The 12207-nt window shown below is 54.0% G+C and carries 10 protein-coding genes; 6 read left to right on the forward strand and 4 right to left on the reverse strand.

Translation table 11 applies throughout. The features are described 5' to 3' along the window. Positions 1-824: 824 nt before the first annotated feature. Positions 825-2072: an IS110 family RNA-guided transposase gene (locus JMJ04_RS30270; RefSeq protein WP_201374085.1), complete on the reverse strand. Its 1248-nt coding sequence runs from the start codon at positions 2070-2072 to the stop codon at positions 825-827. A gap of 311 nt (positions 2073-2383) precedes the next feature. Here JMJ04_RS30270 and JMJ04_RS30275 point away from each other — a divergent pair, with 311 nt between their 5' ends. Further along, entirely contained in the window at positions 2384-3229 is an 846-nt protein-coding gene (locus JMJ04_RS30275; RefSeq protein ID WP_201374086.1) for a tyrosine-type recombinase/integrase, read from the forward strand. Positions 3230-3241: 12 nt separating this feature from the next. Further along, positions 3242-3733 carry a hypothetical protein gene (locus JMJ04_RS30280; RefSeq protein ID WP_201374087.1) on the forward strand — a complete coding sequence of 164 codons (492 nt, stop codon included), beginning with the start codon at positions 3242-3244 and terminating at the stop codon, positions 3731-3733. Positions 3734-3754: 21 nt separating this feature from the next. On the opposite strand, the gene JMJ04_RS30285 is transcribed toward JMJ04_RS30280, so the two are convergent. Both JMJ04_RS30285 and JMJ04_RS30290 read right to left on the reverse strand, forming a co-directional pair. Then, positions 3755-5296, reverse strand: coding sequence for a hypothetical protein (locus JMJ04_RS30285; RefSeq protein WP_201374088.1), 1542 nt, complete (start codon positions 5294-5296; stop codon positions 3755-3757). A gap of 101 nt (positions 5297-5397) precedes the next feature. Next, a complete protein-coding gene (locus JMJ04_RS30290) occupies positions 5398-5880 on the reverse strand; it encodes a MarR family winged helix-turn-helix transcriptional regulator (RefSeq protein WP_201374089.1) in 483 nt (160 codons plus the stop codon). A gap of 149 nt (positions 5881-6029) precedes the next feature. On the opposite strand from JMJ04_RS30290, the gene JMJ04_RS30295 reads away from it, so the two are divergent. Both JMJ04_RS30295 and JMJ04_RS30300 read left to right on the forward strand, forming a co-directional pair. Continuing rightward, positions 6030-7256, forward strand: a complete 1227-nt coding sequence (locus JMJ04_RS30295) for an FAD-dependent monooxygenase (protein WP_201374090.1) — start codon at positions 6030-6032, stop codon at positions 7254-7256. 145 nt (positions 7257-7401) lie between these two features. After that, on the forward strand, positions 7402-8976 hold the full coding sequence (locus JMJ04_RS30300; RefSeq protein ID WP_201374091.1) for an IS1182 family transposase: 1575 nt from the start codon (positions 7402-7404) through the stop codon (positions 8974-8976). On the opposite strand, the gene JMJ04_RS30305 is transcribed toward JMJ04_RS30300, so the two are convergent. Beyond that, positions 8961-9395: a hypothetical protein gene (locus JMJ04_RS30305; protein WP_201374092.1), complete on the reverse strand. Its 435-nt coding sequence runs from the start codon at positions 9393-9395 to the stop codon at positions 8961-8963. The genes JMJ04_RS30300 and JMJ04_RS30305 overlap by 16 nt on opposite strands. 122 nt (positions 9396-9517) lie before the next feature. Between JMJ04_RS30305 and JMJ04_RS30310 the strand changes: the two genes are divergently transcribed. Next, the gene (locus tag JMJ04_RS30310) at positions 9518-10216 is read left to right on the forward strand and encodes a hypothetical protein (protein WP_201374093.1); all 699 of its coding nucleotides are present in this window, start codon (positions 9518-9520) and stop codon (positions 10214-10216) included. 462 nt (positions 10217-10678) lie between these two features. Further along, the gene (locus tag JMJ04_RS30315; protein ID WP_201374094.1) at positions 10679-11698 is read left to right on the forward strand and encodes a Na/Pi cotransporter family protein; all 1020 of its coding nucleotides are present in this window, start codon (positions 10679-10681) and stop codon (positions 11696-11698) included. Positions 11699-12207 lie beyond the last annotated feature (509 nt).

A 12207-nucleotide genomic window follows, 5' to 3' on the forward strand; every position in this document is an offset into this window, starting at 1 on the left:
AACGCTACCAGAAGCGAAAAAGGACAAACTACCTTTCATTGCAGATGTTGCAGAATGTGCTGTATCATCGAGGACAAATTCACGTCATGCCTCGCCGTCGCGGCCAGGGATATTCTGCCCATACGATCGTGAAACCACGTATGGAAACTGTGATTGACCGTTACCTGGTGACGCGTCAGGCGAGCCATCCTGATACCATCAGAAAGGTTCGCCGAACCTTACGCCACTTCGCTCACTGGCTTGGACAAGCGCATCCAATACTCGAAGCGTTTGCAGACGTGACACGAGAGCGCGTGCTAGAGTATGCAGATGCCCTCAACCACATGATCGGCGAGAGAACGAAGCAGCCTTTTGCGACAACGACAAAGTATGGGATGCTTTCCTACCTCTCTCAATTCTTCCATGATATGGCTGCCTGGGGATGGAAAGATGTTCCCGCGATTCCTCTGTTGCATCAGGGAGATTTGCCCAGACTCCCGCAGCGGGTGCCGCGATATATTCCAGATGACCAATTGGACCGACTCATGTCCGCGATTCGAGCTCTGGAGTGCCCCTATCAGCGGGCTGCACTACTCATTGCGCGTTGGAGCGGGGCCAGGCGAGAAGAAATTCAACGACTCTCCTTCGATTGTTTGGATAGAAGCCATAACATTTGTCAAGCCCCCTTTTTGGGGAGGGGCATTCTTCTCATCCGACACAAAAAGATCTGTTTTGAGAAAAAACACAAAGCTTCCCCCTCGCACCTGGAGAACTTCCAGGTTCTCCTCCCATATTCCCAGAGGGAAGGGCGGGGGGTGCCTTCAATGGGTGAGGTAGCCGCGCGGCTACCTCACCCATTGAAGGCCAACCTTACTGGCATCGTAACAGTCCTGAGTTTTGAGCAGGTGAACAGCGACGATGATCATTTTGCGCATCACGGCAACCAAAGCTGTGCCTTTTCTCACGCCACGACCTATCAGACGTTGATAGTAGTCCCTGAAGGGAGAGCATTTTTCATGCAGCGAGCGCAAGGCCGCCAGGTAGAGCAAGCGACGAACTCTTCCACTTCCTCGTTTGGAGAGCTTGCTTTGTCCTTTCCATTTCCCGCTCTGCTTGACCTGGATATCCAACCCGACATAGGCTACCACTTGATCCATACGGCTGAAGCGCTGCACATCCCCCAATTCGGCTCGCAACACCGCAACGGTCAGTGGTCCAAACTCGGCAACAGCCAGCAAGCGTTTTGCCTGGGGATCGTTGCTCAGCAACTGATCAATTTCCTGCTCCAGCTGAGCCAGATTGATGAGCGTATGCTCCAGCTGATCACACACAATCGAGAGACTTTTCGAGCGCGCCATCATCGCCACCCCGCTGGCAATCGACGTTTGAGCCAAGGCAAAAAGGGCTTGAGCAGTCGAACGGCCATAGTGATGGGGAGCCAACTCGTGCAAAAGGCGAGCCAGCGCATCGACTCCAGCTTCCACAATGGCCTGAGCACTGGGATAGCGCTTGAGGACCGCCAGAGCAGTGTGACGTGTTGGGTCAGCAAACACCTGCACAAATTCCGGGAACAACACGACCAGAAGCGCATGCAGTTCGTTTTTGTAGCGGACCCCATCCTCACTCAGTTGTTGCTGCAAGCGAAGCAGTTCGCGGTAGGTCCCAACCTGGTCATCGGGCAAGTAGCCAAAGCGGGCTTCTCCACTGAGCAAGACGCGTGCGATGGTGCCTGCATCCAGTTGATCCGTTTTGGCACGCAGGCCGCGTTGCTGGGCAAAGGCATGGACTTGAGCGGGATGCAACAGACAAAGCCGGTATCCAGCCTTGAGCAGGGCCTGCGAAAGGTTTTCTCCATATCGCGAGGTCGCTTCCAATCCCACGAGAATCGAGGTGGGATCACTCTTGAGGCTCGCAAGTTTCTCAAAGAGCCCGTCAAAGCCTGCTCGCGTATTGGCAAAAGTGGTTGGTTTGAAGACCTGCCGTTTCTCAGGGGTCAAACAGCACATGGCGCAGCTTTGGTTCCCAATGTCGATGCCAACCACGTAGCGAAGCGATGCTGGTTCTGGCGTCGGGGTAACGTTGCTCTTGGACATGATCGCCCTTCCCCTTTCTCATGGCGTTGGTTCTCGCATACAAACCGATTCTCCTCACATGGTCACAACAGGAAGCCTGTCCTTTCAGGAGAAGCGAGAACTCACACTGGATCGGTAGTCATCTCATCTGCAAGAGACGCTGCAACAAGCCCAATGGTCGTTTGCCATCCTGATGGACAGGGAGCCGTCTATTCACGGCGGTCACCGTTGGGATCAACAGGCCGCATGTTACCACTCAGGCTCTCCTGTTGGTTCCATCATCGAGAAGAGATGAGCGTTTGCCTACTCTCTTCTCTCCTAACAATTAGTATATGAGTTACCCTGACGGCACTCCCCGTTTACATATCCCTGCCGGCAAAACCCGGCAAGAACGTTTGGTCCCCCTCAATCAGGAAGCGGCTGCTGCCATTCGTCTCGTGCAGACACTTCGCCCGAAGGAACGAGGGCTGCGTGATCGTCTAACAGGAGTTGAGACACGCTATCTTTTCATGCGCTTTGGTAAGCTGATTTCTCTGCACTACCTGTTTGAGTCGCCTCTGCAAGCAGTATGCACCCAGGCCAGACTGCTGACTGGGGATAACAAGGCAACAGTAACCCCTCACCGCTTCCGCCATACGGTGGGGACACAACTCGCCAAGAAAGGCGCACGGCTACGCACGATCCAGAAGATCTTGGGCCATGAGAGTGCAACCATGTCGATAGTGTACATTGGCATTACGGATGAGGATGTTCGGCAAGACTATCAGGCCGTCCTTGGTCCAGGTGCTATCATTGCAGGCCCTGGTGCGCAACGGGTCAAATCGGGTGAACTGGCTGCAGAAGAAGTAAGCTGGTTGACAAGCAACTTTTTCAAAACGGAGTTGGAACTGGGCCACTGCCTGCGTCTTCCCCAAGAAGGTCCCTGCGAGTGCGATCTGTATCTCACCTGCGCAAAATTCGTGACATCGCCAGAATATGCGCCCCGGCTACGCCAACGTCGTCGAATGGAACAGGAGCTCGTCGAGGATGCTATCCAGCACGGGTGGCAACGCGAGATCGAGCGCCATCAATGTGCGATTCAACGTCTAGAGCCGTTGCTTACTGATCTCGGTGAACCGCTTGACGGACCTGCGGCAACTGACTACAATGACAGACAAGATAAAGAAACTGCTCCATGAGAGGACTTGCTCATGTTTCAATTCAACGTGAAGTCACGCATCTCATTCACACTTAACGTGCTCGCCGAATACCACCAGTTTTATCTACAAGATGAGCAGACAGAAACGGATACCCCTGATGATTGGGGAGAGCAATTAGCCACTCAGATGATTGCAGTAGATCCTGGAATCATTGGGATTGCGACAGCACGAAACATGAGGGTTCCTCTCCGAGTCGATCTCTTCGATGTTCGACCAAATGGTGATATCGACTTATGGGATCATGTTACAGAGGCGAGCCTGGACGTTCCTTCTGGCCAGATCGTGATTGCAGGGAGTATGGACTACATTCCTGATGCCAAGCGGCTTTCAGTGGCACCTGGAAGTTACCGCGTTCGTGTCTACTATGGCGGATTAGACACGTTGAGCGAGGACGGACTAGAGGGAGAGGATCAGTACTATGTCGTTATCTGGCCTGAAAAAAACAGCGCTCCCGAAATCCTGAAAAAATGGTCTTCCCTTTGATCAGGACTGCACCTTTCGACACTAGGAAGTGTCTACATAAAACATATATCCCCCACCAATTTTACGTAATAAAATAAGATGTGTGGTATAGTCCAAGAACTGGACAATAGCGAGAGGTACAACACCGGAACGCCAAAGATACCAACGGAGAATATAATGCTCCACCACAACATTCCCACCAAAGCCAAAGAAAAAAGCATATGCAAAGTAGAGCGTGAATACAACAGTAAACGCAGCACTCAGTACGGGCCACGACGCAAGTTGGCCGATTAAACCAAAAGCAAGCGCGCAGGCAATTCCACTGCCTATCCCAGCGCAAGGTCCAAAAAGCAGAGCTGCTCGTAAGCCATGGCGAGCTGAAAGCACAATTCCAACATTTGGATAGTTATGTTGATGCACTGGCATAACATCACTTGACCAGAGGTCTTTGATCATTGCCGTCAATAAAATTGCCAATCCACTAACCACGCCAATGATGATCCCATATGCCAGACCATACCGCAGACCGTACATCCATCCGTGAAAAAGAGCACTCATGCTCCCCAAGAAAATAACCCCCCAAAGAGCATAAAAAGAGCCGACAGCCAACGCATTTCGCCCATTTTCCCATGCCCCTGATCGCAAAGCGGGCCAGGACCACGACACAACCTCGACGGGTGTAATAACCTCTTCTCCTCCAGGTCCATGAAAGAACTCAAAGCCATCATGAACTCGCACGACCCAAAAACTCATTAACCATGATGCCAACAGCATAACAATACCATACTCAACAGCTTGCCCCAAATGCTCACCCTGAGCCGTGTACATGATCACAAAAGCGCTGGCAGCGAGTACACCAACAACAAATCTATTCACCATCGAAGACTGGAAAAAAGGACGACGAACTCTCTTCCTCCCTTTCCCTTCTCCATGAACCACATCTCTTTCTCCTTCTCCACGGATGAAAGTAAAGAACTGAACCAAGAAAAACACAATAAAAGAGGTTAGCAACGCTAAGCCCAACCCTTGAATGATGCCACCGTTACCATCACCACCTGCTGGAGCAGCAAAGCGAAAGAGAAACCCCGAAACACTACCTACGAGGACAAAGGCCACCAACCCATAGCGGCACGCTTGCCAAATACCTCGAAACAACCGCTGCGGGGGCAATTTTTGCCGATAAACCAGGAAAACCACAGGTACCGAGATAACAGCCCACATCGCCTCCAGGCTTGCTGTTCCCTGAAAAATACCACCTAGACCCAGCGACATCCATCCCAGAATATCACGACTACTGACAACAAACGGGAACCCCTGAGTCCTCACATTGGGACCTCGTAAACAAGCAGTAAAAAAATAGGATATTATGATCTGCAAGCCAAAGACACAGCGCGAAACAGCACTGCGATACCGAATACGATACTCCTCTGCAATCCAATCGGGCTGGATCTGCTCAACATAAAACTCAGCCTGGTTCTTCTCACACATCTGACGCGCCAACCATGATAACCCAGCAATTACTCGCTTTACCGAATACTTCCTCGAACCCCTTGCAAGAACGCGTTCAACATAGCGATCAAACACAATATGACGGCGCTCCTCTAGAGCATCGGTCGAGTAATCGTGAAAGCACTCCAATGAGTTCCGCATGGTCTTCCAACAGCGCCAAAAAAATGGAGTCGCATTTAGCTCTCCTCTTGTTTCCCCAACTGCGAAGCCATGAACTCCTGGGTGCGCTGAGCCGATCGGGTCAGAAAATTCGCGATGGTCGCCAGTTGCTCGTCGCTGTAGATGTCCAGCATCTCGTGAAACGCCTCCTGCACGGAATAAAACATTCGATCCAGCTCGGCGAGCCGTTCCTGGTTGGGCTCTACAATGACCCGGCGCCGGTCATGGGGATCTCGCACCCGGCGCACCATCCCTTTGCTCTCCAGCCGGTCCAGTAGGCCGGTGACGGAAGGGGTGGTCAGGCCGGTGTGGGCCGCAATTTCCCCGGCTGTCAGGGGACCACGCTTTCCGAGCAGAGAAAGCGTCTTTTCTTCGGTGGCTCCGAGCCCAACTTGCTCAGCCATCTTGGTGTGGAAAAAGACCGCCAGCGTACTGCTTTCACGGCTGGCCTGCGTCACTGCTTCAATTAGACGCTCCCGATGTTCCGGGTGACTTGACATAGGTACTCTCCTCGGTTATATTTAGGTGAAGCTAATATCTAGCTAAAACTAAATATTAGTTTCACCTAATCTATTCTATCACAAGGCAGGATGACCTGGCGAGTTCGCGTACCAGATCCTTGCCTGAAAGTCTACCCAGGAGAAAGAACATGATGACATCCAAGAAGAAGAAGAAAGCGCTCATCGTCGGAGGCGGCGTGGCTGGTCCAGCAACAGCCCTGGCCCTCCAGCGTGTCGGGATTGAGGCGACGGTTTGTGAAGCAGAGGATCAGTTCACTCGCTATCGCGGCTCATTTCTCGTGGTAGCCAGGAACGGCGTCAATGCGTTGCGCACCCTCGATGCCTTTGAGCCAGCTCTGGCGCGTGGCTTTTGGGTGGCGCACATGGAGCTACGCAGCGGATCGGGCAGGCGTCTGGGTGAGTTGGGCGCCAATTCTGGCGGGCTGGCCATTGAACGGGGAGAGCTGGCCGCTACCCTGCGTAACGAAGCCATTCGGCGCGGGATCACCTTTCAGACCGGTAAGCGGCTCCTGGACGCTCAGAGCACCCCACAGGGAGTCACGGTGCAGTTTGCCGATGGAACAACAGAACGCTCCGACCTGCTCATCGGCGCTGACGGCATTCACTCCCGCGTGCGTACCCTCATTGACCCGCAGGCACCGGCTCCCCAGTTTACCGGCCTGGTTGGCACGGGGGGGCTCGCCCGGCTAGCCCAGCCCCTGCCAATTCCGCCCCCTCCAGAGACCTTCCTGTTCGCTTTTGGCAGGCGCGCTTTCTTCGGCTGGATTCCTGCTCCTTCAGGAGAGATCTACTGGTTCACCAATATGCCCCAGGCCAGGGAACCCAAGCGGCAGGAACTGGCCGCCATCTCACGGGAGGATCGGAGACAGCAGTTGCTCTCCCTTTTCGCTGATGATACCTTCCCGGCCTGTGATCTGATCCGCCAGACAGCAGCTTCGGACGGCTTCCAGCCAACTATCCTGCACATTCTGCGACACGTCCCGGTCTGGCATCGCCACACCATGGTGTTAGTTGGCGACGCGGTGCACGGGACCACGACCAGTTCGGGTCAGGGTGCCTCCCTTGCACTGGAAGATAGTCTGGAGCTGGCCAGATGCCTGCGCGATACATCTGATGTGCAGCAAGCCTTTAGTGTATATGAACAACTCCGCCGTCCCCGCGTCGAGCGGGTCGCCAGCATGGGCAGAAGAGGGACGCAAGCCAAGGTCGCAGGGCCACTGCTGCGTCGTTTTCAAGATCTGGTCATGCCGCTTGCCCTCAAGCTCTTTCTTCACCCGGAAAAAGAGAGCTGGCTCTACGACTATCAGATCGATTTAAATGAACCTGTCAGCTGTGAGATACTGACGACTCCCTAACATCCAGGCACGATTGGGACCAGTTTCTCTGCCTCAAGCTCGGCGCCTGCGCGCTCTCCCCATGCCCAACAGCGTTCGAGAGCGAGCAGGAGCCAGGGGCAGGAGATCCGACTGCCGAGAAGACAGAAGCAAGGAGAGCAGAACCATGCGACCTCCCCTTTGGCACCCACCCATGGCATGCTCATTCGCAGAACAAACGATCATCACGCACATCAAGCGAGCGAAATTGTTTGCTTTTCTCCGTGAGCACCGCCATAAACTCTTTGATGACGCTTTTCAAGAAGAACTTGCGGCACTCTATGCACCAGGTCGCCGTGGGCACCCTCCCATTCCGCCAGCACAATTAGCCCTCGCTACCATTCTCCAGGCGTACACAGGTGTTTCGGATGATGAAGTGATTGAAGCGACCCTCATGGACCGTCGCTGGCAGTTAGTGCTCGACTGTCTGGATACCGAGCAGGCTCCATTCAGCAAAGGCACGTTCGCCGCCTTTCGAGGGCGTCTCATCGACGCCCAGATGGATCGACGGCTCATCGAACGGGCGATCGAGATTGCTGGCCACAACCAGGAGTTTGGATCACGAGCCTTACGCGCAGCATTGGACAGCAGCCCATTATGGGGAGCGGGCCGAGTCGAAGACACATTCAATCTGGTAGGGCACGCGCTCAAAAAGGTTCTGCACGTGGTGGCTGACCAGCAGGAGCGAGATCTGGTCGAAATAGCGAAGGAGGCAGGAGCAGAGCTAATCTGTGGGAGTAGCTTAAAGGCGGCGTTGGACCACGATTGGGATCAACAAATCCAGAAAGATGAGGCGTTGGCGCTGGTTTTGAACGTGTTACAAGCCGTAGAAACCTGGGTGCAGACCCTGCAACAGGAAGAAGCGCAACTGGCTCAGTTGTCTCTTTCAGTTGCACAGCAAGTCAAAGCGCAAGATGTAGAAGTCGATGAGAAGGGGAAGGCAAGTCTGATCAAAGGCGTGGCAAAAGATCGGTGCATCAGCGTCGAAGACTCCGAGATGCGTCATGGTCGCAAAAGTCGCAGTGTGCGTGTAGATGGATACAAGCGGCACGTACTCCACGACCTGGATAGCGGCCTTATCCGCGCAGTCGGGATCACTCCTGCCAATACGCCCGAAGCCAGTGTGACCGAAGCGATCAGTGAAGATCTGGAGCAGCAAGAAGTCTGTTTAAAAGAATTGCACATTGATCGGGCATATTTGAGTAGCCATCTGGTACGCGAGCGCGGTAATGATCTGCAGGTGTATTGTAAAGCTTGGCCCGTACGCTCAGGCAAGCACTTTCACAAGCAGGTATTTACCCTCGATTGGGACCGGCAGATCATTCGTTGTCCGGCTGGGCAAGAAATGCCCTTTGCACCTAGTGGGACCGTCCACTTTCCCAAAGATACCTGCGCTCAGTGCCCGTTAAAAGCTCAATGCACAACCAGCACAAAAGGGCGCAGCGTGCGTATTCACCCAGACGAAGCCTTGCTCATTGAATTGCGAGAGCGTCAGCAGACCTCACAAGGACGCGCTCAACTTCGAGAACGGGTGGCGGTTGAGCATACCCTGGCCCATATTGGCTGGTGGCAAGGACGGCGGGCGCGTTATCGTGGCATACGTAAGAATCTCTTCGATATCCGCCGCTGCGCCGTCGTCCACAATCTGCATGTTCTGGCTCGTTCCCATCTGCTTCAAGCTGATCTTCAGAACGCTGTGTGATTTCTTGACCGGCGTTCTAGTGTAGAAGCCGCAAGCACATCATCAAGCGAAAGACCAGTATACGCCTGGATGATGACACTCAACATCAGTGGCGTCGCTACCATCTCTGCAAGCCCCTGATCACGTTGCAGAGCAGCACGTAAGGAAGCTGCTGCCTCCCCTTGACGCTCAAGATACGTATCAATCTGCTCTGAAGAGAGCGCTTCCAGAAGAACTGCATCGCCAAGAACAAGTTTCACGGCCATCTCGTTGTAGTCGCCTGTTCGGCAACACACGACAATTGGGAGTAATCCATGCTCCTGCCGATACTTATTAATAGCAGCAACACAGGCAGGACGATCTTGCGGATCAACTTCGTCTAAACCATCAAGCAACGGCAATATACAGTCCTGCTCAATCCACGACCGCGCCAGTCGCAACGGGACTTGATACTTCTCATTCAGCTCACTGACTAACCAATCAACAAGCAGCCCTTTCTTGCCAGCCCAAGAAGCCGCTCATACGGGCCTGGCACCAGGGACGTCCAGCGCTGACCACCATTGTGACAACGCAACTTGGACGAGTGGGGACGATCCTGCTTCCCCTTGGAGAAGAACAACAGCAGGATAAGATAGTCCAGCAGGCCTGCCAGGCGGTCGCCCTTGCCCGAGCCTGTGGTGCGCGAAGTGTGGCCCTCTCCGCGCGTCTTGCGGCACAGACCAATGAAGGACAGTTGATTCAAGAGAGCCAGTACGTGCGTGCTGGTCACCGTCCACGTCTCACGACCACAGACGCAACCACCAGTGCTGCGGCCTTGCTCAACCTGGAGTGGGTCCTGGCTCGCGTTGCCCGTGATCTTTGCCGTGAACGTGTGGCGGTGATGGTCGGACCTGATCCTCTTGCCAGCACCTGTCTTCGTCTCCTGCTCGCAACATTGCCACATCCTGCATCTCTCACCATCTGTGTGTTTCCAGATCAGGACACTTCTGTTGAGGAACTGGTGGCAGCACTCCAGGCTTTTGGTTTTCAGGGGGAGATGGTGCTCTGTGAGATGCAAGGAGGAGGCGAGGGGGTCCCAGATGTGATGTATGAGGCAACCCTGTTCTTTGGGACACCCAGTTTGCTTGAAGGACTCGATATGACGCGCCTTCGTGGCCGGGACACTTCTGTTCATGCTTGCAGGTCTCTCGCCGCTGGTGTCAGTGCCATTTCTGGCACGGATGTGCACACAGGAAGACATCCTTGCTCCCCAGGCGGATGAGCTGACCTCTCCGATGCCGATGCAAGAACTCCGTGCCTTTGAGAAAGGGTCTATGCTTGACCTGCTTCTACAAACGGGGGAAGGGTGCGGCGTGCTCACGCCGTACCAGATACATAGTAGCCCGCTTGCAGGACTTGCGGTCGCAACACTTGAGGTCCCCCAACGCTTGGACAGGTCGACACCAGGACGGCACAAGGTCACTACTTTGTGCTCAGACGAGCAGGATTCTGGGGAACGGCTCCTTATCTGGGGATGCAGACCTCCGCATCTGCTTACCTGACGCAGTTTCGTGCTCGTTTTCGCACGCGTTCTTGATGGGTCATCTGGACTCATACCTTCTTCCCGTATGTCTGCTCATATAGTTTCACATTACGTGCTCCGAAGGCGCCTGCTGAAACACAGAACGGGCGAGTCATGCGTTCTTTCTCACGCACCTGTGCAAGAGAGGGAGGTTAAAAACTGATGTTTGATTACACGCTCTTGATACGACTCTTCTTTGCACTTCTCACGGACATGGCTCTCTTGCTGTACGGCATCCGCTCGTTAACCGAAATGGTTGAGCATATTCCGAGTGGTCATGTTCGCCGCCTGTTTCTCCACGCGGCACGTTTTCCTGTGATTGCCTATCTCGTTAGCCTTATCATGACGGCCTGCTTGCAAAGTTCCAGCGCGATGCCTTCTCTGCTGATTGAACTGGTCAGCACGGATCTTATGCCGTTCTCAACGGCGATTGTGATGTTGCTCGGAGCCAATGTTGGCTCGACTCTTGCGGTGCAGCTGCTGTCCTTTCACGTGACGGATTATGCGCTCACTATCGTTGGCCTCTTTGCCTTGCTTGCGCTCATGACGGCACGCACCCGCTGGCGACGTGTTGGACAAATCATGTTTCCTTGTGGTCTGATGCTGCTTGGACTCTTCATCCTCTCTCAGGCAAGCGAGCTTCTGGCAAACAGCGCATGGGCAGGAGAGATCCTCCAGACAGGTGCTAGTTCACCTCTCTTGCTTCTCCTTCTGGGAGCAGCATTGGCTATGCTTCTCAATTCGAGTACGGCGACCATCGGGCTCTTGCTCGTCCTGGCATCACGTCACACGTTGCCCCTGGTCCCAGCAATGGCAGCCATGCTGGGGGCAAATATCGGGACGACACTCCCTGCGCTGCTCGCGGCGGTATCGCGCAATATGGCTTTGGGGCAGCGCCTGGCGCTCGTCCATACAGGAACGAAGTGTCTGGGTGTATGCCTGCTCTTCTTGTTGTTACAGCCCCTTGTTGCCTTGCTCGCTATGTGCTGGCCGAGCCCTCTCACGCAAGTTGCCATGGCGCATCTCGGATTTAATGTCCTGCTGACCTGTTTGTGGGTACCTCTGGCGGGCCCACTTACCTGGCTGCTCACCTCTCTGGAGCCTTCAGGAGAAAAAGCGTCTGTATGCCAGATCTCAGAGTCTGCTGGCTATCTTTTGTCATCGCCAGTCTCAGATGGATGAGCAGCGAAAAGCGTTTGTGTGTCTCTGCTGTCCAGGTTTTCCACAGGTTTTCCACATTGGAAAAGATCGATGTAGAAGACCAGGACAGGAAAGAAAACACGAGTAGAGAGACCACTCGCCAGAACGCGCGTGGGAAGGTCCATGGCGTGTGTTGTTGTCATTGAGGAGGGGGAGCCGAGAGGATGGATCCTGGTGTGTGTTGTTCCTCTCCGTCTGTTGCCAGAGAGGTGAGTCTTTCAGCAACATGGTCATCCTCTCTCCCTCATACGTTGATTGTGGAAACAAAGGCAGATCGAAAAGGTGCTGTCTGGTATTTTGTACCACCCCTCGAACGCAAACGAGCGTGAGGAGAGGAAATGTTCGACAGTTCATACAAAGACAGTTGCACGAACTATCGAACTAATGCCAGAGAGTTTCTTTTGAGCCAGGCATAAGATGACTTTGTAGCAAAAAACATCTGTAAGAGGCAAAAGCGAAACCCAACGCATCAGTAAGTGTGCACCAACCAT

The sequence above is a fragment of the Ktedonobacter robiniae genome, assembly GCF_016587375.1.
GTDB classification, from domain to species: Bacteria; Chloroflexota; Ktedonobacteria; order Ktedonobacterales; family Ktedonobacteraceae; genus Ktedonobacter; species Ktedonobacter robiniae.